At 67.4% G+C, this 21,867-nt stretch carries 22 protein-coding genes; 8 read left to right on the top strand and 14 right to left on the bottom strand.

The window, feature by feature from the left end:
* Window positions 1–86 precede the first annotated feature (86 nt).
* A complete protein-coding gene (gene ripA / locus C6A86_RS13115) occupies window positions 87–1,532 on the bottom strand; it encodes an NlpC/P60 family peptidoglycan endopeptidase RipA (RefSeq protein ID WP_105362047.1) in 1,446 nt (481 codons plus the stop codon).
* 214 nt (window positions 1,533–1,746) lie between these two features.
* Window positions 1,747–2,280: a DUF6676 family protein gene (locus tag C6A86_RS13110; RefSeq protein WP_199196076.1), complete on the bottom strand. Its 534-nt coding sequence runs from the start codon at window positions 2,278–2,280 to the stop codon at window positions 1,747–1,749.
* A 238-nt stretch (window positions 2,281–2,518) separates the two neighbouring features.
* Between C6A86_RS13110 and acnA the strand changes: the two genes are divergently transcribed.
* Complete coding sequence (gene acnA / locus C6A86_RS13105) at window positions 2,519–5,335, top strand: aconitate hydratase AcnA (RefSeq protein ID WP_105362046.1); 2,817 nt, start codon at window positions 2,519–2,521, stop codon at window positions 5,333–5,335.
* Window positions 5,336–5,379: 44 nt separating this feature from the next.
* Window positions 5,380–5,952 carry a TetR/AcrR family transcriptional regulator gene (locus C6A86_RS13100; RefSeq protein ID WP_105362045.1) on the top strand — a complete coding sequence of 191 codons (573 nt, stop codon included), beginning with the start codon at window positions 5,380–5,382 and terminating at the stop codon, window positions 5,950–5,952.
* Here C6A86_RS13100 and C6A86_RS13095 read toward each other — a convergent pair.
* From C6A86_RS13095 to C6A86_RS13045, 11 genes are all read right to left on the bottom strand, one after another.
* The gene (locus C6A86_RS13095; protein WP_302033561.1) at window positions 5,949–6,137 is read right to left on the bottom strand and encodes a helix-turn-helix domain-containing protein; all 189 of its coding nucleotides are present in this window, start codon (window positions 6,135–6,137) and stop codon (window positions 5,949–5,951) included. The genes C6A86_RS13100 and C6A86_RS13095 overlap by 4 nt on opposite strands.
* A 114-nt stretch (window positions 6,138–6,251) precedes the next feature.
* Window positions 6,252–7,880: an ABC-F family ATP-binding cassette domain-containing protein gene (locus C6A86_RS13090; protein WP_311101176.1), complete on the bottom strand. Its 1,629-nt coding sequence runs from the start codon at window positions 7,878–7,880 to the stop codon at window positions 6,252–6,254.
* A gap of 21 nt (window positions 7,881–7,901) precedes the next feature.
* Window positions 7,902–8,747: an enoyl-CoA hydratase gene (locus C6A86_RS13085; RefSeq protein ID WP_199196180.1), complete on the bottom strand. Its 846-nt coding sequence runs from the start codon at window positions 8,745–8,747 to the stop codon at window positions 7,902–7,904.
* Between the two features lie 13 nt (window positions 8,748–8,760).
* Complete coding sequence (gene trxA / locus C6A86_RS13080) at window positions 8,761–9,114, bottom strand: thioredoxin (RefSeq protein WP_105363284.1); 354 nt, start codon at window positions 9,112–9,114, stop codon at window positions 8,761–8,763.
* A gap of 65 nt (window positions 9,115–9,179) precedes the next feature.
* Complete coding sequence (locus C6A86_RS13075; protein ID WP_105363283.1) at window positions 9,180–9,536, bottom strand: metal-sulfur cluster assembly factor; 357 nt, start codon at window positions 9,534–9,536, stop codon at window positions 9,180–9,182.
* Window positions 9,533–9,991, bottom strand: a complete 459-nt coding sequence (sufU, locus tag C6A86_RS13070; protein WP_105363282.1) for a Fe-S cluster assembly sulfur transfer protein SufU — start codon at window positions 9,989–9,991, stop codon at window positions 9,533–9,535. The genes C6A86_RS13075 and sufU overlap by 4 nt, the downstream gene beginning before the upstream one ends.
* A 34-nt stretch (window positions 9,992–10,025) precedes the next feature.
* Window positions 10,026–11,288: a cysteine desulfurase gene (locus C6A86_RS13065; protein WP_105363281.1), complete on the bottom strand. Its 1,263-nt coding sequence runs from the start codon at window positions 11,286–11,288 to the stop codon at window positions 10,026–10,028.
* Window positions 11,289–11,318: 30 nt separating this feature from the next.
* Window positions 11,319–12,086 carry a Fe-S cluster assembly ATPase SufC gene (gene sufC, locus C6A86_RS13060; protein WP_105363280.1) on the bottom strand — a complete coding sequence of 256 codons (768 nt, stop codon included), beginning with the start codon at window positions 12,084–12,086 and terminating at the stop codon, window positions 11,319–11,321.
* Window positions 12,083–13,288 (bottom strand): Fe-S cluster assembly protein SufD, encoded by a 1,206-nt coding sequence (sufD, locus tag C6A86_RS13055; protein ID WP_105363279.1) that lies wholly within the window; start codon window positions 13,286–13,288, stop codon window positions 12,083–12,085. Before sufD ends, sufC begins: the two co-directional genes overlap by 4 nt.
* Window positions 13,285–14,715, bottom strand: coding sequence for a Fe-S cluster assembly protein SufB (sufB, locus tag C6A86_RS13050; RefSeq protein WP_105363278.1), 1,431 nt, complete (start codon window positions 14,713–14,715; stop codon window positions 13,285–13,287). Before sufB ends, sufD begins: the two co-directional genes overlap by 4 nt.
* On the bottom strand, window positions 14,712–15,470 hold the full coding sequence (locus C6A86_RS13045; protein WP_105363277.1) for a metalloregulator ArsR/SmtB family transcription factor: 759 nt from the start codon (window positions 15,468–15,470) through the stop codon (window positions 14,712–14,714). The genes sufB and C6A86_RS13045 overlap by 4 nt, the downstream gene beginning before the upstream one ends.
* A gap of 137 nt (window positions 15,471–15,607) precedes the next feature.
* On the opposite strand from C6A86_RS13045, the gene mptB reads away from it, so the two are divergent.
* Genes mptB through C6A86_RS13025 form a run of 4 tightly spaced genes read left to right on the top strand, consistent with a single transcriptional unit; the run spans window position 15,608 to window position 19,636 of the window.
* Window positions 15,608–17,260, top strand: coding sequence for a polyprenol phosphomannose-dependent alpha 1,6 mannosyltransferase MptB (gene mptB, locus C6A86_RS13040; protein WP_105363276.1), 1,653 nt, complete (start codon window positions 15,608–15,610; stop codon window positions 17,258–17,260).
* A complete protein-coding gene (locus tag C6A86_RS13035; RefSeq protein ID WP_105363275.1) occupies window positions 17,257–18,189 on the top strand; it encodes an ABC transporter ATP-binding protein in 933 nt (310 codons plus the stop codon). The genes mptB and C6A86_RS13035 overlap by 4 nt, the downstream gene beginning before the upstream one ends.
* Window positions 18,183–18,959 carry an ABC transporter permease gene (locus C6A86_RS13030; protein ID WP_199196181.1) on the top strand — a complete coding sequence of 259 codons (777 nt, stop codon included), beginning with the start codon at window positions 18,183–18,185 and terminating at the stop codon, window positions 18,957–18,959. Before C6A86_RS13035 ends, C6A86_RS13030 begins: the two co-directional genes overlap by 7 nt.
* Window positions 18,956–19,636 (top strand): DUF429 domain-containing protein, encoded by a 681-nt coding sequence (locus tag C6A86_RS13025; RefSeq protein WP_199196179.1) that lies wholly within the window; start codon window positions 18,956–18,958, stop codon window positions 19,634–19,636. The genes C6A86_RS13030 and C6A86_RS13025 overlap by 4 nt, the downstream gene beginning before the upstream one ends.
* On the opposite strand, the gene C6A86_RS13020 is transcribed toward C6A86_RS13025, so the two are convergent.
* Complete coding sequence (locus C6A86_RS13020) at window positions 19,575–20,219, bottom strand: hypothetical protein (protein WP_105363273.1); 645 nt, start codon at window positions 20,217–20,219, stop codon at window positions 19,575–19,577. The genes C6A86_RS13025 and C6A86_RS13020 overlap by 62 nt on opposite strands.
* 82 nt (window positions 20,220–20,301) lie before the next feature.
* Between C6A86_RS13020 and C6A86_RS13015 the strand changes: the two genes are divergently transcribed.
* On the top strand, window positions 20,302–20,895 hold the full coding sequence (locus C6A86_RS13015) for a TetR/AcrR family transcriptional regulator (RefSeq protein WP_105363272.1): 594 nt from the start codon (window positions 20,302–20,304) through the stop codon (window positions 20,893–20,895).
* Between the two features lie 20 nt (window positions 20,896–20,915).
* The gene (locus tag C6A86_RS13010; RefSeq protein ID WP_105363271.1) at window positions 20,916–21,863 is read left to right on the top strand and encodes a heme A synthase; all 948 of its coding nucleotides are present in this window, start codon (window positions 20,916–20,918) and stop codon (window positions 21,861–21,863) included.
* Window positions 21,864–21,867 lie beyond the last annotated feature (4 nt).

The following is a 21,867-nucleotide window of genomic DNA, read 5'->3' as shown; positions in this document are numbered from 1 at the left end:
CGCACCGGCGACCGCCAGTGCGGCCAGCACACGGGTGAGGCTTCTGAAGCGTTTGGAAGTCAAGGCGTTCAAGGATTTCCCTACGGTTAATACTCGATGTATCGGACGGCGTGCGGGGTCATGCCGCTGGTGCGCACCGGCGAGATCTTGACGTGCGAGCCGGTGTAGGGGGCTTCGATCATCTGGTTGTTGCCGAGATAGATCGCCACATGCTGGCTGCCGCCCGGGCCCCAGAACAGGACATCGCCACGACGCATCTGCGATGTCGGGACCTTGCGCCCCATGTCGTACTGCGATCCCGAATAGTGCGGCAGTTTGATACCCACCCCGGCGAAGGCGTAGAGCACCAGCCCCGAGCAGTCGAAACCGACTGTGCCGGAGCCCTGGTCGATCCCGTTGCTCTTTCCTGCGGCGTTTCCGCCGCCCCACGAGTAGGGCACGCCGATTTGCGACATGGCGCGCTTGATGACGAATTCCGAGGCGGCCTGGCCGTGCACCCGCGGGATCGCGCCGTTGTTGGTGTATCCGGTCGGGGTCGGCAGGATGCCCAGCTTCTGCAGGAAGTTGCGGCCCATGTCCGCCGTCAGCTGCGCCGAGGTCTGCATGATGCCAAGAATCGCGTTGATGATCGCGATCGGATCGCCACTGACGAATGCACTCGGGATCGCGGGCAGCGTCAGGTCCCACTGGCTGGACTGCGCCCCCGGTGCGGCCGCGCCCGGTGTGCGGTCCCAGTCCGCAGCCGCGGGGGTGGCCGCGGGGCCGGCACCGGCATTCGGCGCCGCGGCCGCGGGTGCGGCGGCGGGCGCCTGGGCCGGCCGTGCGGCGGCCAATTTCGCTTGCGCCGCACTGCGTTCGGCGCTAAGGCGATCCAGTTCGGACTGCTGAGAACCGAAGACCTGCTGCGCTTCGGTGAGGCTGGCCACCGCGGCGTCCTGGCTCGATTGTGCGGCGGCGGCGGCGTTGTCGGCGTTCTGTTTGGCCAGCCGGGCTGCCGATTCACGGTTGACCTGATCGGTGCGGGCCCGCTGCAGATCGGACATCACCTGCTGCGAACTGATGGCCATCGCCTGGCCGGCCGCGGCGGTGCGCAACGCGTCGGCCGGATCCGCGGCGGTGAGGTAGGAGGCGGCGGGCCCATTGACATAGGCCGCGACGGCGTAGGTGTCGAACCGCTTCTGCGCGTCGGCAATTGCGGCGTTGGCATCCGCCACGCTGCGCTGGCTCGCGTCGACCTGCTGCTGGGCCGCGAGCGCGGCATCGCGGGCATCCTGCACTCCGACGAGCGCCTTGTTGACGCTCTCCTGCTGGGCCTGCACGGCCGCGCCGAGGTCCTGGAGCCGCTGGTTGGCATCGGCGACGGCGGCGACGAGGGCGGCCACGCCCTCCGGGCCGACCGGCTCGGCGATCGCGACCGGCCCGGTGATCGGGCCATCGGGCACGGCGCCCGCGAACAGAATCCCCAACGACAGCGGGATCGCGCAGACTCGCCCGTAGTTCCGGGAGGCGGAGGCGCCAGGGGTGCGTCTCATTCGACTCAAGTCTCCTAGGGCTCAACGCGAACAGTGTCGGCACAACATCACTTGCGTGCCGTGAGTCACAGGAATCACACCTGCATCACGAGCACTGTTTGCACCGTACGTCACATCACGCGCTAAAGAAACTTTAGTAACAAATTACATGAATGTAATTGAATCGAGCGTTATCGAATGGTGATATTCGAATTCGCGACCAAATGTTCGATGATTAGTCGGCAGTCGACGTGGGGGCCTCGTCAGCAACGCCGCGCTTCGCGCGAACCTGCAGCATACGAGTGAATACCGCAGCGACCGCAACGCCGAGAACAAGCACGATGGTAAACGGCATCCAGGGAAAGTCGGGGGTCTGCAACTCGGCAACGAAATTCTTCGAAGATTGCACCGGATCGCCTGTTTTCGCCAGATCCTGACCGGCTTCCAGAGTGACACGGTCATATACCGGACTGAACGTTCCGGCATAGGACGGACTGATGGCCAGCACCGTCGAACCCGGATGGGCCGCACCCACCTCGGTGGCGATATCGCGCAACGGGGTGTCGATGGGCGGGTTGTTGGCGATGACGACGATCTTGAGGTCGATACCGTCCTGGTTGGCCTCGGCCACGACCTGTTGCAATGCGGTGATGTCGGTGCCCGCGGGGGCGCTCACGCCACCCTCGCCGGTCTGCTCCTTGACCAGGTTCATGTCCACGTCGGGCGGAATGTAGCCCGGCAGGTGCGGGAGTACGTGCGGTCCGGTCACACAGGCACCGTACCGTCGCGCCAACCGTGCGGCCGCACCCGACTCACGACTCGTCATCGCGAAGTGATTCCCGCGTGATCACCGCGGCGATCCCACGATCTGGCCATCCGGGTCGCATCGAACGGGCAACTGGAGAAGACTGGACCCGACCCGCAGCGCCTTGCAGGACAAGCGTACTGTTAGGATCAGCAACGCCGTCGACACAGCCCGTCGCGGCAAGATCTAGCCGGGAGTTGATGTGAGCAGCACAGATTCGGTCAATTCGTTTGGAGCCCGCGACACGCTGACTGTCGGGGACAACAGTTATGAGATCTACCGCCTCGACGCGGTACCCGGAACCGAGAAACTTCCCTACAGCCTCAAGGTGCTGGCCGAGAACCTGCTGCGCACCGAGGACGGCGCCAACATCACCAAGGAACACATCGAGGCCATCGCCAACTGGGATCCCTCGGCCGACCCGAGCATCGAGATCCAGTTCACCCCGGCCCGCGTGGTGATGCAGGACTTCACCGGGGTGCCCTGCGTCGTGGACCTGGCCACCATGCGCGAGGCCGTCGCCGCGCTCGGCGGCGACCCGGACAAGGTGAACCCGCTGTCCCCCGCCGAACTCGTGATCGACCACTCGGTCATCCTCGACGTGTTCGGTAATGCCGGCGCCTTCGAGCGCAACGTCGAACTCGAATACGAGCGCAACGGCGAGCGTTACCAGTTCCTGCGGTGGGGCCAGGGTGCCTTCGACGACTTCAAGGTGGTGCCGCCCGGCACCGGCATCGTGCACCAGGTCAACATCGAATACCTGGCGCCGACGGTCATGGTGCGTAACGGCAAGGCCTACCCGGACACCTGCGTCGGCACCGACAGCCACACCACCATGGTCAACGGCCTGGGCGTGCTGGGCTGGGGCGTCGGCGGCATCGAGGCCGAGGCCGCCATGCTCGGGCAGCCCGTCTCGATGCTCATCCCCCGCGTGGTCGGGTTCAAGCTGACCGGCGAGATCAAGCCCGGCGTGACCGCCACCGACGTGGTGCTGACCGCCACCGACATGCTGCGCAAGCACGGCGTCGTCGGCAAGTTCGTCGAGTTCTACGGCAAGGGCGTGGCCGAGGTGCCGCTGGCCAACCGCGCCACCCTCGGCAACATGAGCCCCGAATTCGGTTCCACCGCCGCGATTTTCCCGATCGACGAAGAGACCATCAAATACCTGCGCCTCACCGGGCGCACCGATGAGCAACTCGCCCTTGTCGAGGCCTATGCCAAGGAACAGGGCATGTGGCACAACCCGGACAAAGAGCCCGTCTTCTCCGAGTACATCGAGCTGGACCTGTCCACCGTGGTGCCGTCGATCTCGGGCCCCAAGCGTCCGCAGGACCGCATCGAACTCACCGATGCCAAGAACGCGTTCCGCAAGGACATCCACAACTACGTCGAGGAAAACCACCCGGCGCCGGAGACCAAGCTGGACGAGGCTGTCGACGAGTCCTTCCCGGCAAGTGATTCCGTCTCGCTGTCCTTCGCTGAGGACGATGCGGTCGACGTGACGCCCAGCGCGGCCAACGGCGCCGAGGGCAGGCCCTCCAAGCCGGTCAAGGTGCACTCTGAGGAACGCGGCGACTTCGTGCTCGACCACGGTGCCGTCGTCGTCGCGGGCATCACCTCATGCACCAACACCTCCAATCCCACCGTCATGCTCGGCGCCGCGCTGCTGGCCAAGAAGGCCGTCGAGAAGGGCCTGACCTCCAAGCCCTGGGTCAAGACCAATATGGCTCCTGGCTCGCAGGTCGTCACCGACTACTACAACAAGGCCGGCCTGTGGCCCTACCTGGAGAAGCTGGGCTACTACCTGGGCGGCTACGGATGCACCACCTGCATCGGCAACACCGGCCCGCTGCCCGACGAGATCTCGGCGGCCATCAACGAGAACGACCTGTCGGTGACCGCGGTGCTCTCGGGCAACCGCAACTTCGAGGGCCGCATCTCCCCCGACGTCAAGATGAACTACCTCGCCTCACCGCCGCTGGTGATCGCCTACGGCATCGCAGGCACCATGGACTTCGACTTCGAGTCCGACCCGCTGGGCACCGATCACGACGGCAATGACGTGTTCCTCAAGGACATCTGGCCGACCGCCGCGGAGATCCAGGAGACCATCGCGTCCTCGATCGACCGGAAGATGTTCGTGGACTCCTACGCCGATGTGTTCAAGGGTGACGAGCGCTGGCGTTCGCTGCCGACACCGGAGGGCAACACCTTCGAGTGGGACGACAACTCCACCTATGTCCGCAAGCCTCCCTACTTCGACGGCATGCCCGCCGAACCGCAGCCAGTCAAGGACATCACCGGCGCCAGAGTCCTTGCCCTGCTTGGCGATTCGGTGACCACCGACCACATCAGCCCGGCCGGCGCCATCAAACCGGGCACCCCGGCCGCGCAGTACCTGGACTCCCACGGCGTGCAGCGCAAGGATTACAACTCGCTGGGTTCGCGGCGCGGCAACCACGAGGTGATGATCCGCGGCACCTTCGCCAACATCCGGTTGAAGAATCAGCTGCTCGATGACGTCTCCGGTGGGTACACCCGCGACTTCACCCAGGATGGCGGCCCGCAGGCGTTCATCTACGACGCGTCGGAGAACTACCAGGCCGCGGGTATCCCACTGGTCGTGCTGGGCGGCAAGGAGTATGGCTCCGGGTCCTCGCGGGACTGGGCCGCCAAGGGCACCAGCCTGCTGGGTGTGCGTGCGGTGATCACCGAGTCGTTCGAGCGCATCCACCGGTCGAACCTGATCGGCATGGGCGTCATCCCGCTGCAGTTCCCCGCCGGCGAGTCGGCGGCATCGCTGAAGCTCGACGGCACCGAGACCTACGACATCGCGGGCATCACCGAGCTCAACGAGGGCAAGACACCCAAGACGGTCAAGGTGACGGCCACCAAGGAGGATGGCAGCACGGTGGAATTCGACGCGGTCGTCCGTATCGACACCCCCGGCGAGGCCGACTACTACCGCAACGGCGGCATCCTGCAGTACGTGCTGCGCAACATGCTCAAGGCGAACTAGGCGACGGGCGGCAGGACTCGGGATATACAGGCAGCGGACGCACCGTGCCACGGGTAACCGACGACCATCTGGCCGCACGGCGCCGCCAGATCCTCGACGGCGCCCGCCGCTGCTTCGCCGAGTACGGATACGAGAAGGCGACCGTGCGACGGCTCGAACACACCATCGGGCTGTCGCGCGGCGCCATCTTCCACCACTTCCGCGACAAGGACACGCTGTTCTTCGAGTTGGCGCGCGAAGACGCCGAGCGGATGGCCGATGTGGCCGCCCGCGAAGGATTGATCCAGGTGATGCGCGATCTTCTTGCCGCACCCGATCAATTCGACTGGTTGGTCACCCGGCTGGAGATCGCCCGCAAGCTCCGTAATGACCCTGCGTTCCATCAGGGTTGGGCCGAGCGGTCGGCCGAGTTGTCGGCGGCGACCACCGAACGTCTGCGCAAGCAGAAACAGGCCGGACGCCTGCGCGATGACGTGCCGGGCGCGGTGCTGCAGACCTATCTGGATCTGGTGCTCGATGGTCTGGTGGCACGCCTTGCCTCCGGCGAGGATACCGAAAACCTCAGCGCGGTCTTGGACCTCGTCGAGGATTCGGTGCGCCAGCCCGCCGGCGGCTAACTTGCGCGGCGGTGGTTCGGTCCCCCACGGCTGCGCATTCGGGTTCCGGACTCGCGCAACATGCTGTGCACGGACCCATACGAGCGGCCGGTCTCGGCCACCAGCGACCTGATGCTGGCCCCCCGCTCGTACGCGCTGCGCAGCTCGGTCAGGATCTGCTCACGGGACCTACTGGTTTCACTCATCCTGGTTTCACTCATCGACATCTCCCCACTTCCCGGTGCAACGTCGCGGATACCCAGACTAGGAACCGAGCAAACACGGCGCGGGGGAACGCGCGAATTGTCTTGCAGCCAGCCCTATGCCAGCTCGATGAGGTCCCGGTACTCGGTGGACCAGAAGTCCTCGGTGCCATCCGGCAGCAACACCACACGCTGGGGATCCAGCGCCTCGGCTGCTCCCGGGTCGTGGGTCACCAGCACCACTGCGCCCTGGTAGCTGCGCAGCGCGTCGAGGACCTGCTCACGCGAGGCCGGATCGAGGTTGTTGGTGGGCTCGTCGAGCAGCAACACGTTGGCAGTCGACGCCACCAATCCCGCCAGTGCCAGCCGGGTTTTCTCACCACCGGACAACGTGCCCGCCGGCTGGTCGAGTTGCGGACCGGTGAACATGAACGCGCCCAACAGACCTCGCAGATCCTGCTCCCCTGTGTCGGGCGCCGCGTGCCGGATGTTCTCCCAGACGGTGGCGTCGTTCTCCAAGGTGTCGTGTTCCTGGGCGAAGTACCCGATCTTGAGCCCGTGCCCCGGCTCCAGCGCCCCGGCGTCCGCGGATTCGGTCCCGGCAAGCAATCGCAGCAGCGTGGTCTTTCCGGCGCCGTTGAGGCCGAGCACGACGACCCGGGAGCCGCGGTCGATCGCCAGGTCGACGCCGGTGAAGATTTCCAGCGAACCGTAGGTTTTCGTCAGCCCCTTGGCCACCAGCGGAGTCTTGCCGCACGGCGCGGGGGTGGGAAACTTGATCCGGGCCACCTTGTCGGCCACCCGCTCCGCGTCGAGTTCGGCGATCATCCGCTCGGCACGGCGCAACATGTTCTGAGCGGCAACGGCTTTGGTGGCCTTGGCGCCCATCTTGGCGGCCTGCGTACGCAGTGCGGACGCCTTCTTCTCGGCGTTGGCGCGTTCCCGGCGGCGGCGTTGCTCATCGGTGGAGCGGGCATCGAGATACTTCTGCCAGCCCATGTTGTAGACGTCGGCCTCACCGCGCACCGCGTCCAGGAACCAGACCCGGTTCACCACATCGGCGAGCAACTCGACATCGTGGCTGATCACCACCAGCCCACCGGTGTGGTTCTGCAGGAAGGAGCGCAACCACCCGATCGAGTCGGCGTCGAGGTGGTTGGTCGGTTCGTCGAGCAGCAGGGTGGTGGCCGAGCCGGATCCGGTGTCGCTGGCGGCGAACAGGATGCGCGACAGCTCCACCCGGCGGCGCTGACCACCGGACAGGGTGCGCAGCGGCTGGGTCAGCACCCGGTCGGGCAACCCGAGGCTGGCGCAGATCCGGCCGGCCTCGCTCTCGGCGGCGTACCCGCCGAGGGCGGAGAACCGTTCCTCCAGCTCGCCGTAACGGCGCACCGCCTTGTCCCGGGCGGCGTCGTCGGCGACCTCGGCCATCAGGGTCTGTTGTTTCTCCAGATCCGACAGCAGGGTGTCCAGACCCCGGGCGGAAAGCACCCGGTCGCGGGCCAGCACATCGAGATCGCCCTCGCGCGGATCCTGCGGCAGGTAGCCGATGTCACCGGTGGATTCCACCGAGCCGGCGTAGGGCTCGCCCTCGCCGGCAAGGATGCGCATGGTGGTGGTCTTGCCTGCGCCGTTGCGGCCGACCAGGCCGATCCGGTCGCCGGGCTGGATCCGCAGCGCGGAGCCCTCGATGGACAGCAGTGTGCGCGCCCCGGCGCGGACCTCCAGGTCCGTTGCGGTGATCACGCAACTACCTCCTCATGTTGACTACGTGTCGTCGGTACCCCGGTCATCAGAAAACACCGGCGACCGCTTATCTTTGCGCGCAGCGACCGCTTCTTCAAAGTTGGCGGTGAGTAGACGCACATAGAGCTGACCGAGACCCTCGGCCTGCATATGGCCTTCCAGGCTACCGGCGTCCAGTCCACTCCACAGTGTGCGCTTGGTCAATTCGGTTCCCGGCCGGGAGAACGCCGCGATCCCCCGCGCCATCTCCAGGCAATGCGACAGCAGGTCGTCCTGAGCGGTGACGGCGGAGACCAGCCCGATCCGCTCGGCCTCAGCGGCGTCGACATCGCGGCCGGTGAGCATGATCTCGAAGGCGCGTGACGCGCCGATGGCGCGGGGCAGCAGATAGGACAGACCGAGCTCGCTGGCGGTCAGCCCGTTGTTGATGCCGGCCGCGCGAAAATACGCCCCAGCTGCGGCGACACGGATATCGCAGGCCAAGGCCAGACACAGACCGCCGCCGATGGCGGCACCATTAACGGCGGCGATCACCGGCTGGTGCAGCTTGCGCAGCCCCAGGATGACGTCATCGAGCACCTCCATGGAGCGCAACGCGAACGACGGCCGGGTCAGGCCCTCGACGTGCGGTACCGAACCCGCCGACTTGTGGTCGGCACCCGAGGAGAACCCGCGGCCGGCGCCGGTCAACACGACGACCCGCACCCCGTTGTCATGATGCAGATCACCGATCACCGCGCGCAGCGGCACCATGACGTCGAAGGCCATCGAGTTCATCCGCTCGGGCCGGTTCAGGGTGACCAACGCCACGCCGGGCTCGGGACGGTCGACGAGGACGAACTCGCTGTGCTCAGCCACGCCGAGCACGTTAGCGCGTGGTTCAGTTCTCCTGTGACGCGACGGCCGCGTCGATGTCGAATTCCTTGATCTTGGCGATGAGCTCCTCGAGCTGGGCGGCACCCAGTGCGCCGGACTGCCGGAACACCTGGTGGCCCTTCTTGAAGGCCATCAAGGTCGGGATCGCCTGAATCTCGGCGGCCTGCGCCAGCTCGGGTTCGGCCTCGGTGTCGACCTTCGCGTGCACGATATCGGGATGTTTGTCCGCGGACGCGCCGAACGTGGGGGCGAACGCGCGACATGGACCGCACCACGACGCCCAGAAGTCGACGAGGACGATGTCGTTCTCGTCGACGATCGCCTTGAACTCAGCTGCGGTGATGTCCTGTGTAGTCACGTTCTTCCTAACGTCTCGGCTGGTCTACAGATTCCCAGTATGTCCCCGGGCCAACCGATACCGGGTCAGACGGTGAAGCCGAGCGCGCGCAACTGCTCGCGACCGTCGTCGGTGATCTTGTCCGGACCCCACGGCGGGTTCCACACCCAGTTCAGCTTGATCTCGTTGACCAGCCCGGCGCCGATCAGCGCGGTGCGGGTCTGGTCCTCGATCACATCGGTGAGCGGACAGGCCGCCGAGGTGAGCGTCATGTCGATGAGCGCGACGGTGCCCGCCTCACCCTCTTCCAGGTTCAGGCCGTACACCAGGCCGAGGTCGACGACGTTGATGCCGAGTTCGGGGTCCACCACGTCACGCATGGCCTCCTCGAGGTCGGCGAGCAGTTCCTCGTTCACGGGGTCGGTATTGACGGTGTCGCTCATCGTTTGTCCTCCACATCATGGCTGGCCTCGGACAGAGCAGCCTTGAAGGCCGTCCAGCCGAGCAGGGCACATTTCACCCGCGCGGGATACTTCGCCACACCGGCGAAGGCGATTCCGTCGCCGATCACATCCTCATCCCCCTCAACGTTCCCACGCGAGGAGATCATCTCGGTGAACGCGGCCACCGTCTTGAGGGCATCGCCGACGCTCTGCCCGATCACCTGATCGGTGAGCACCGAGGTCGCGGCCTGGCTGATCGAACAGCCCTGGCCGTCATAGGAGATGTCCTCGACCGTCTCGCCGTCGGCGGACAGCGCCACCCGCAGGGTCACCTCGTCACCGCAGGTGGGATTGACGTGATGCACCTCGGCGCCGAACGGCTCGCGCAGTCCGCGGTGATGCGGGTGTTTGTAATGGTCCAGGATCACTTCCTGGTACATCTGTTCCATTCTCATCCAACACCCCCGGTCGCTGCGCTCGTGCCCGCCGTCACGCGAAGAACTCCACCGCCCGCTTGACGCCCGCGACCAGCCGGTCCACCTCGTCGAGCGTGTTGTACACCGCGAACGAGGCGCGCGCGGTGGCGCTGATGCCGAACCTGCGGTGCAGCGGGGCCGCGCAGTGATGGCCGACCCGCACCGCCACACCCTCGTCATCGAGCACCTGACCGACATCGTGGGCGTGCACACCGTCGAGCACGAAACTCACCGGGGAGGCCCGCCGCTGCGTGGTCTGCGGACCGATGATCCGCACCTGGGGCACCTCGGCAAGCCCTGCCAGCGCGGCGGCCACCAGGGTCTGCTCGTGGGCCTGCACGGCGGGCATACCGATCTCATCCAGATACCGTGCGGCGGCGGCCAGTCCGACCACCTGGGAGGTCATCGGAGTGCCCGCCTCGAACCGTTGCGGTGCGGGCGCGAAGGTGGTGGCCTCCATGGTGACGGTCTCGATCATCGAGCCACCCGTGATGAACGGGGGCAGCGCGTTCAGCAGCTCGCGGCGGCCGTAGAGCGCTCCGATCCCGGTCGGACCGAGCATCTTGTGCCCGGAGAACGCCGCGAAATCGACACCGAGCGCGTGGAAGTCGACCGGCTGGTGCGGCACCGACTGGCAGGCGTCCAGCAGGGTGAGCGCGCCGACCGCCTTGGCCCGGGCCACCAGTTCGCCCACCGGCGCCAGCGCGCCGGTGACATTGGAATGGTGGGTGAAGGCGACGATCTTGACCCGCTCGTCGAGCTGCAGCGAGTCCAGGTCGATGCGACCGTCATCGGTGACCCCGTACCACTGCAGGGTGGCGCCGGTGCGCCGCGCCAGCTCCTGCCACGGCACCAGGTTGGCGTGGTGCTCCAGTTCGGTGGTGACGATGACGTCGCCGGGGCCGACCGCGCCCTCGAAGCGGTTGTCCCCCAACGCATAGGCCACCAGGTTGATCGCCTCGGTCGCGTTCTTGGTGAACACCAGCTCGTCGACGTCCGCGCCGACGAAGGCCGCGATATCCGCGCGGCCCTGCTCATAGGCGTCGGTGGATTCCTCCATCAACTGGTGTGCACCGCGGTGCACCGCGCCGTTGGAGGTGGTCAGGAACGCCCGCTCGGCGTCCAGCACCGCCAGCGGTTTCTGCGATGTCGCCCCGGAATCCAGATATGCCAACTGACACCCGCCCCGCATCACCCGGTTCAGGATGGGGAAATCAGCCCGGATGCGGGCGATCCCCTCCAGATCCAGTGCGCGGTCGACGGATGTCGTTGTCATGGTCGGGCTCCTCCTACGCGGTGGATGTGGCTAGGTTGATGCTGCCTGAGTGAATCGCTCGTAGCCGTTCTCTTCGAGCTGATCGGCGAGCTCGGGACCGCCGGACTCGATGATCCGGCCGTCGAAGAACACGTGCACGAACTGCGGCCGGATGTAGCGCAGGATCCGGGTGTAGTGCGTGATCAGCAGCAGGCCACCGTTCTCGGCCTCGGCGTAGCGGTTCACGCCCTCGCTCACGATGCGCAGCGCATCGACGTCGAGACCGGAGTCGGTTTCGTCCAGGATGGCGATCTTCGGCTTGAGGAGCGACAGCTGCAGGATCTCGTGGCGCTTCTTCTCACCACCGGAGAAGCCCTCGTTGACGCTGCGCTCGCTGAACGTCGGATCGATGTCCAGGTCGGTCATCGCGCCCTTGACCTCTTTGACCCAGTGCCGCAGCTTCGGGGCCTCGCCGCGTACCGCGGTGGCCGCGGTCCGCAGGAAGTTCGACATGGACACACCGGGGACCTCGACCGGGTACTGCATGGCCAGGAACAGGCCGGCACGGGCGCGTTCGTCGACGCTCATCTCGAGCACGTCGGCACCGTCGATGGTGATCGAGCCGGAGGTGACCTTGTACTTGGGATGGCCGGCAATGGCATAGGACAGGGTGGACTTGCCGGATCCGTTGGGACCCATCACCGCGTGGGTCTCCCCCGACTTCACGGTCAGGTTGACGCCCTTGAGGATGGGAGTGTCGTCGCCACCTTCAGGATTGGCGACGGAGACGTGCAGGTCTTTGACTTCGAGCGTGGTCATTCTTGGGTCGCTTTCGATTCCGTGATGGCTAGTTCTCGTTCGATGGCTTCGGTCAGGCGCTCGCGCACGGCGGGCACGGCGATCTTGGCGATGATCTCGCCGAAGAAGCCGCGGACCACCAGGCGGCGGGCCGCCTCCTCGGGAATGCCCCGGGCGCGCAGATAGAACAACTGCTCGTCATCGAAACGGCCGGTGGCACTGGCGTGTCCGGCGCCGGCGATCTCACCGGTCTCTATCTCCAGGTTGGGCACCGAGTCGGCGCGGGCGCCGTCGGTGAGCACCAGGTTGCGGTTCGCCTCGTAGGTGTCGGTGCCGGTGGCCTCGGCGCGGATCAGCACATCACCGATCCACACGGTGTGCGCATCCGGCTTGTCGGAGGCCGGATCACCTTGCAGCGCACCCTTGTAGAGCACATCGGACTTGCAATTCGGTACCGCATGGTCGACGAGCAACCGGGACTCGAAGTGCTGGCCGTCGTCGGCGAAGTAGGTACCGAGCAGCTGAGCCTCGCCGCCCTGGGCGGTGAATCGCACGGTGGCCGTGGTGCGCACCACATCGCCACCGAGGGTGACGTTGACGTGGCCAAGCACCGAATCCTTGCCCAGGCGGGCATGGTGCGAACTGACGTGCACCATGTCATCGGCCCAGTCGGCGATCCAGATGACGCCGAGTCCGGCCGAGTCGCCGACGATGATCTCGACGTTGTCGGCGTAGGTGCCGCTGCCGCGCAGGTCGACCACCACGATCGCCCGGGACAGCTCTTCCACCCGGATCTGCAGGTGCCCGTAGGCGACGTTGCCCGCACCGGGGCCGGTGACGACGATCTCGATGGGCTCGCCGACCTCGGTGTCTCGGGCCACGGTCACCACGGTCGCGTTGCCGAACGACGAGTACGCCTGGGCCGCAACGCGGTCCGACGGCACACCGCCCTGGCCGAGGCGCGGATCGTCGCGCTGGACGGTCTCGACGGTCACCCCGGGGCGCTCGGTCACCTCGATCAGTGCCGAACCCGTCGCCGGCGCCGTACCGTCGTGCAGGCCGCGCAGACGCTTGAGCGGGGTGAACCGCCACAGCTCGTCGCGACCACCGGGCACCTCGAACGCGTCGACGTCGAACGAGGCGAACTGCTCGCCCTTGTTGGCATTCAGAGCCGAACCGGTTTTACGGCCGCCTTCGACCGCGGTAGTCAGCTCGCCCGTCACCCGACCGCACCTTCCATCTGGAGTTCGATGAGCCGGTTGAGTTCCAGCGCGTACTCCATCGGGAGTTCCTTGGCGATGGGCTCGACGAAGCCACGTACCACCATGGCCATCGCCTCGTCCTCGGTCATGCCGCGGCTCATCAGATAGAACATCTGGTCCTCGCTGACCTTCGACACGGTGGCCTCATGGCCCATCGTGACGTCGTCCTCGCGGATGTCGACATAGGGGTAGGTGTCGCTGCGGCTGATCGTATCGACCAGTAGCGCATCGCATTTCACGCTCGACTTCGAGCCGTGTGCGCCCTTGTTCACCTGAACCAGCCCGCGGTAGGAGGCACGGCCACCGCCGCGCGCCACCGACTTGGACACGATGTTGCTCGAGGTGTTCGGAGCCAGGTGCAGCATCTTGGCGCCGGTGTCCTGGTGCTGACCCTCACCGGCGAACGCCACCGAGAGCACCTCACCCTTGGCGTACTCACCGGTCATCCACACGGCCGGGTACTTCATCGTCACCTTGGACCCGATGTTGCCGTCGACCCACTCCATGGTGGCGCCGGCTTCGGCGCGGGCACGCTTGGTGACCAGGTTGTAGACGTTGTTCGACCAGTTCTGGATGGTCGTGTAGCGCACCCGGGCGCCCGGCTTGACCACGATCTCGACGACCGCCGAGTGCAGCGAGTCGGACTTGTAGATCGGCGCCGTGCAGCCTTCGACGTAGTGCACGTAGGAGCCCTCATCGGCGATGATCAGGGTGCGCTCGAACTGGCCCATGTTCTCGGTGTTGATCCGGAAGTAGGCCTGCAGCGGGATGTCGACGTGCACGCCCGGCGGCACGTAGATGAATGACCCGCCCGACCACACCGCGGTGTTCAGCGCGGAGAACTTGTTGTCCCCGGCCGGGATCACGGTGCCGAAGTACTTCTTGAACAGCTCGGGATGCTCGCGCAGACCGGAGTCGGTGTCCAGGAAGATGACGCCCTGCGCCTCCAGATCCTCACGGATCGAGTGGTAGACCACCTCGGACTCGTACTGGGCGGCGACACCGGAGACCAGGCGCTGCTTCTCCGCCTCCGGGATGCCGAGCTTGTCGTAGGTGTTCTTGATGTCGGCGGGCAGGTCGTCCCAGGTGGCGGCCTGCTTCTCGCTGGAGCGCACGAAGTATTTGATGTTGTCGAAGAAGATGCCGTCCAGGTCGGAACCCCAGTTGGGCATCGGCTTCTTGTCGAACGTGCGCAGCGCCTTGAGCCGGACGTCGAGCATCCACTCGGGCTCGCTCTTCTTCGACGAGATGTCGCGCACGACAGCCTCGCTCAGGCCGCGCTGGGCACTGGCGCCGGCGACGTCGGAATCCGACCAGCCATAGCCGTACGTACCCAGCGACGCGATGGTCTCTTCCTGGGTCAGCGGGGTCTCCGGGGTGAGGGTCATGGCGACACTCCTTGTGTGGTGGTGGATTCGGCGCAGGCTGTGGGCCGAACAGGTAGGGACTTGTCAGGTCCCAGTGGAACGTGGGTGGTGCACGCGAAATCACCGTTGACGATGGTGGCCAGCCGCTGCACGTGGGTGCCCAGGATCTCGGCGAACGCCTCTTGTTCAGCGTCACACAGCTCGGGAAATTCCTCGGCAACGTGTGACACCGGGCAATGATGCTGGCAGATCTGCACACCGGACAACGGACCGGCCACCGGTGTGGTGGTGGTCGCGTACCCGGCGTCGGTCAGTGCGGCGGCCATCTGGTCGGCGGTCTGCTCGACCGCGTCCGGATCGCTCACCTCGGAGATCCCCGCCAGGATGGTGTCGATACGGCGACGGGCGAAGGTGCGCACCGCGTCGTCGCCGCCGATCTCGCGGAGTTGACGCATCGCGGCCACCGCCAGGTCGTCATAGGCGTGCGAGAGCTTTGCACGTCCGGCCGCGGTCAGGCGATACCGTTTGGCCGGCCTGCCCCGCCCGTTGTGCTGCCAGGCCGCCGCCGCGCTGGCCTGTGCGTCTCCGGCGTCGATCAGGGCGTCGAGATGCCGACGGATGCCGGCGGCCGAGATACCGAGGCGCTGGCCGATGTCACCCGCGGTGACCGGGCCCTCCAGCAGTAACTGCACGATCGCGCTACGGGTGTGACCGTCCGGAGACACCAAGGTGGGCGCGGTTGCCGCCGCGCCCGGTGCCTCCGGATTTATTTTCACAACATCATTGTGTCGGAATTCGACCTAGGGTTCCAGCAAGGTAACCCTAACCAGGGCGGGACACCCCGGCCCGACCCCGCCGGGCCGCCGGTCCTAACCGTGGCGGGCCACAAAAGCCCGGCCGCTACGCTGCTCGCATGACCGCCCTTGGGTCCTTCAGCTCGGCGGTCGCCCGATGGCACGCCGACGAACGGTCGGTCGGGTCACCCCTCACCGGCGCTGAGGTCGTCTCACTGCGTCGCACCAGGGTATTCGGCGCGACCGGAACCGTCCTCATGGCGATCGGCGCGCTCGGCGCCGGCGCCCGGCCGGTCGTCCAGGACCCCACGTTCGGCGTCCGTCTGCTCAACCTGCCCTCACGCATCCAGACCGTATCCCTGACGATGACCACCACCGGCGCGGTGATGATGGCGCTGGCCTGGCTGATGCTGGGCCGGTTCGCCCTCGGACCGCACCGGATGTCCCGCAGCCAACTGGATCGCACGCTCATGCTGTGGCTGCTGCCGCTGCTGATCGCCCCGCCGATGTACAGCAAGGACGTCTACTCCTACCTGGCGCAGAGCCAGATCGCCCGGCTCGGTCTGGACCCGTATCTGGTCGGCCCGGCGCCCGGGCTCGGCCTGGATCACGTCTTCACCCTGTCGGTGCCCAGCCTGTGGCGCGAGACCCCGGCCCCGTACGGTCCGCTTTTCCTGTGGATCGGCGAGGGCATATCGGTGCTCACCGGTGACAACATCGTCGCCGCCGTGCTGTGCCACCGGCTGGTGGTGCTCGTCGGTGTCGGACTCATCGTCTGGGCCACCCCGCGTTTGGCGCAGCGGTGCGGTGTACACGAGGTGAGCGCACTGTGGCTGGGTCCGTGTAATCCGCTGCTGTTCATGCATCTGGTGGCCGGTATCCACAACGAGGCGTTGATGCTCGGCCTGATGCTGGCGGGCACCGAGTTCGCGCTGCGCGGTATCGACGGCGTCCGCGACGGGCAGTGGCGGATCCCGCCCCGAGCCACCGCGATGCTGGTCGCCGGCACCGTGCTGGTCACGATGTCCTCCCAGGTCAAATTGCCCTCGCTGCTGGCGATGGGCTTCATCGTGATGGCGCTGGCGTGGCGCTGGGGCGGCACCTTCAGGGCACTGCTGGCTGCCGGGTTCTCCCTGGGCGCACTGTCGTTGGCGGTGATGGCCGTGATCGGCTGGGCCAGCGGCCTGGGCTTCGGCTGGCTGTTCACCCTGGGCACCGCGAACGTGGTGCGGTCCTGGATGTCACCGCCCACCCTGATCGCGCTGGGCACCGGGCAGGTCGGCATCCTGCTCGGCCTCGGTGACCACACCACCTCCGTACTGGGGCTCACCCGTGGCATCGGTGTGATCATCATCGCAATCCTGGTGACCTGGCTGCTGCTGGCGGTCTTCCGCGGCCGGCTGCACCCCGTCGGCGGCCTCGGTGTCGCGCTCGGCGCCACGGTTCTGCTGTTCCCGGTGGTCCAGCCCTGGTACCTGCTGTGGGCCATCATCCCGCTGGCCACGTGGGCCACCCGACCCGGATTCCGCGGCTCCGCCATCGCGATGACGCTGGTGGTGGGCATATTCGGGCCGACCGCCAACGGCGACCGGTTCGCCCTGTTCCAGATCGTCGACGCCACGCTGGCCAGCGCCGTGATCGTGGCACTCTTGATCGCGCTCACCTACCGTCGGCTGCCGTGGCGCCCGCTGCCCGATCCAGGGCCCGATGACCGCCGACCCGGACCGGAGCCACCGGCTGCCAGACCCGACGCTTACGCTGAATCTCCGTGACCACCGGTTCTGAGCCCGTCGTGCGGCTGCGCGGCCTGACCAAGCGCTACGGAGCGACGATCGCGGTGAACAATCTCGACCTCGAGGTGCACCGCGCCGAGGTGTTCGCGTTGCTCGGGCCCAACGGCGCGGGCAAGACCACCACCATCGAGATGTGCGAGGGCTTCCTGCGTCCCGACGCGGGCAGCATCGAGATCCTCGGCCTCGACCCGACCACCGACAACGCCAAACTGCGTGAGCGCATCGGCGTGATGCTGCAGGGCGGCGGCGGCTACCCCGCGGCCCGCGCCGGCGAGATGCTCGATCTGGTGGCCGCCTACGCCGCCAATCCCCTCGACCCGCAGTGGCTGCTGGACACGCTCGGCCTCGCCGATGCCGCACGCACGACCTATCGCCGGCTCTCCGGCGGCCAGCAGCAGCGCCTGGCCCTGGCCTGCGCGGTCGTCGGCCGCCCGGATCTGGTGTTCCTGGACGAGCCGACGGCCGGTATGGACGCACATGCGCGCATCGTGGTGTGGGAGCTGATCGACGCGTTGCGCCGCGACGGCGTGACGGTCGTGCTGACCACCCATCAACTCACCGAGGCCGAGGAGCTGGCCGACCGGCTGGTCATCATCGACCACGGCGCGACGGTGGCCGCGGGCACGCCGGCAGAGTTGATGCGCAACGGCGCAGAGAACCAGCTGCGCTTCACCGCCCCACCGAAACTCGATCTCACCCTGCTGATCTCGGCGCTTCCGGAGGATTACCGGGCCACCGAGGCCACGCCCGGGGAGTATCTGGTGGAAGGACACATCGATCCACAGGTGCTGGCCACGGTGACCGCGTGGTGCGCGCGGGTGAACGTGCTGGCCACCGACATGCGGGTGGAACAGCGCAGCCTGGAACAAGTCTTCCTCGATCTGACCGGCAGGGAGTTGAGATCGTGAGCAATCGTTTCGCCGCGGGCACCTTCACCCCCGACCCGCGCCCGGCCGGGGTGCGCCAGATGCTGATCGCGCAGTTCGGCCTGGAGCTGCGGTTGCTGCTGCGCAACGGTGAGCAGCTGCTGCTCACCATGTTCATCCCGATCACCCTGCTGATCGGCCTGACCCTGTTGCCGCTCGGCGACTTCGGTGCCAACCGGGCGGCCACCTTCACCCCCGCGATCATGGCGCTGGCGGTCATCTCGACGGCCTTCACCGGGCAGGCCATCGCGGTGGCCTTCGACCGCCGTTACGGCGCGCTGAAACGGCTCGGCGCCACCGCACTTCCGGTGTGGGGCATCGTCGCCGGCAAGTCGCTGGCCGTCGTGGCCGTGGTGTTCCTGCAGTCGATCCTGCTGGGCGGCATCGGCATCGCCCTGGGGTGGCGCCCCGAGGTGGGCGCCCTGGCACTGGGCGCGGTGGTGATCGCGCTCGGCACCGCGACCTTCGCCGCACTGGGACTGCTGCTCGGCGGGACACTGCGCTCGGAGATCGTGCTGGCCCTGGCAAACCTGCTGTGGTTCGTCTTCGCCGGACTGGGCGCCCTGACGCTCGACGGCGGTCCGGTGCCCGCGGCGCTGCGCTGGGTGGCGCGGCTGACACCGTCGGGTGCGCTGACCGAGTCGCTGACGCAGGCGATGACGCTGTCGGCGGACTGGTTCGGCATCGCCGTGCTGGCGGCCTGGGGGGTGCTCTCGGCGTTGGCCGCGCTGCGCTGGTTCCGCTTCACGTGAGCACGGTGCTCGGGGTCGACGGCTGGAAGCACGGCTGGGTCGGCATCGAGCTCCGGGACGGGCGTTATGCCGGCGCCCATGTGGACGAGACGCTGGGCGGTCTGGTGGCCGCCGCACCCGACGCGGTCGCCATCGGCGTCGACATACCGCTGGGCCTGCTGGACTCCGAGGTGCGCGCCTCGGACCGGGCCGCCCGACGCCGTCTCGGTGCCCGGTCGTCGAGTCTGTTCGCGATGCCGCCCCGCCCGGTGTTCGACGCGCCCGACCATGCGGCGGCCACCGCCGCGGCGAAAGCCCTCACCGGCACCGGCATCAGCATCCAGACCTGGGGTCTGCGGCGAAAGTTCCTGGAGGCCGAGGCTCTGCACGACGAGACCGGGCTGCCCCTGCACGAGGTGCACCCCGAGCTGTCCTTTCACGAAATGGGTCTGCTGGCCGCCGACGGCAAGAAGAAGAGCTGGCGTGGCCAGCGCGCCCGGCTCCGGATGCTGACCTCGCATGGCATCGACATCCCCGAGGACCTGGGCCGCGCCGTCGCGGCGGTACCCGCCGATGACGTGCTCGATGCGGGCGCCGCGGCGTGGAGTGCGCACCGTATCGCCACCGGGGCGGCGTTCAGCCTGCCGGATCCGCCGCAGGTCGACGGTCGCGGCCGGCAGCTGGCGATCTGGTGTTGAGGCCGGGCAGCAGAAACTCCAACTGGCCGACCTCCTCGATGTTGTGCCGAACCCAGGCGCGCGCCATGTGATCCGGGAACTTTCGGCAGAGATGGGCGTTCACCGGCCGGAAAAGCGGTGTGCGGGCCCCGACGTCGAGGACGCTCACGTAGTGGGTGCCGTCGTCGCCCGCAGACCAGGTGTGCTCCAGGCTGAACACCATCACCCCGGCCACCCGCTGCACCAGCCGGATCCCGGTCTCGTCGAGTTTCTCCACCCGGTCGACGACGTCGACGCGGTATTCCGGTCGCCCGCCGAAGGCCTCCACGATCCGGAACCGGGCACCCTCGGCCGCGTGCTCGCCGGCGGCCAGTTCCCATCTGATGTGGTCGATGGGATGCCAGGCCAGGTATCGGTCGATCACCTCACCGCCGTAGTCCATCGTCCCGCCGAGCCCGGAGAACCAGTCCAGCAGCATCGACGGCGTCACCCCGCGCAGCGGACGGTGGTCGATGGTCACCCTTCGGCGACGGTGTGGCGCGGCCGTATAGCGCACCGTGGCCGAGTCGACGGTGCGCAGCGGATAGAGCACGGGACGGCTCATCAGACCTCCAAGATACGATTGCGTTTCTTATATCCTGCGGCGCGCGCGTAAGATACGCAAGCGTTTCCTATGAGGAGGTTTCATGCGGCGCCGTGGCGACGAACTCGATACCGCGATCCACGGCGCCGTCGTCGCCCTGTTGACCGAACACGGCCCGGCCGCCGTGACGATGGAGGCGGTCGCCGCCACCGCGCGTACCAGCAAGCCGGTGCTCTACCGCCGCTGGGCGGACGGACGAGAACTGTTGCGTGACACCCTGTTGCGCACCGCGAAGGCGGCCATCCCGCACCAGGACACCGGCAGCTATCGCACCGACATGCTGGCCGTGCTGCGCGGGTGGGCGGCGCTGTTCACCGGCCCGCAGGGCGCCGCCATGCGGGCCGCCGTGGCCGCCATGGCCGGCGACGCGACGCTGGCCACCGCGTTTCGCGCCGACGTGATCGGGTGGCGCAAGCAAGAGATGGCCGCACTGCTGGCCCGCGGCATCGAACGCGGTGACGTCCGCCCGGACGTGCCGGTACACATCGCCCGGGAACTCGGACAGAGCGTGCTGTGGCATCGCCTGCTGGTCACCGGCGACCCCATCACCGATGACCTGGTGGTCGAACTCGTCGACGAGGTGCTGGTGCCGTTCGTCGCGCCGCGCCGGACAGGCCCTACTACAACCCGTAGTTAGCGCTGCTCTACGATCGGGCCGTGGCTGTCGGACGACTTTTCCTCAGACTCGTCGACACGCTGCCCGTGCCCAGCCTGCGTGCGCAGCGCATCGTCGCGGCGCTGGTCATCCTCACCCAGGGCGGTATCGCCGTCACCGGAGCCATCGTGCGCGTCACGGCCTCCGGGCTCGGCTGCCCCACCTGGCCGCAGTGCTTCCCCGGCAGTTTCACCCCGGTCCCGCACGCCGAGGTCGCCGGCATCCATCAGGCCGTCGAATTCGGCAACCGGATGCTGACCTTCCTGGTCGTGCTCACCGCGGCGGCCGCGGTCATCGCCGTCACCCGGGCCCGGCGGCGGCGCGAGATACTGGCCTACGCCTGGCTGATGCCGGCCTCGACCGTCGCACAGGCGGTCATCGGCGGGATCACGGTGCTCACCGGCCTGCTCTGGTGGACCGTCGCCATCCACCTGTTGGTATCCATGGCGATGGTGTGGCTGTCGGTGCTGCTGTACGCCAAGATCGGCGAGCCCGACGACGGCGAACCGGCGACCGTGGTGCCCACACCGTTGCGCCAGTTGACCGCTCTGAGCGGGATCGCCCTGTCGGCCGTTCTGGTGACCGGCACCATGGTGACCGGCGCGGGACCGCACGCGGGCGACAAGAGCCTGCAGCGTCCAGTGCCCCGCCTGGAGGTCGAGATCACCACCCTGGTGCACATGCACTCGACGCTGCTGATCTCCTATCTCTCACTGCTGGTGGCACTCGGCTTCGCGCTGCTGGCGGTCCGCGCGCCCCGGCCGGTGCTGACACGGCTGGGCGTGGTCGTTGGCCTGGCCGCCGCCCAGGGTGCGCTCGGCGCCGTGCAGTTCTTCACCGGCGTGCCCGAGGCGTTGGTGGCGTTACACGTCGCCGGGGCGGGCGCATGCACCGCGGCCACTGCAGCACTGTGGGCATCGATGCGAGAACGCAACACCATCACGGTGTGATTGT

The organism is Mycobacterium sp. ITM-2016-00316, assembly GCF_002968335.2.
GTDB lineage: Bacteria > Actinomycetota > Actinomycetes > Mycobacteriales > Mycobacteriaceae > Mycobacterium.
The sequence above is the reverse complement of the archived record's forward strand: the minus strand, read 5'-3'. Positions and strand labels throughout refer to the sequence as shown.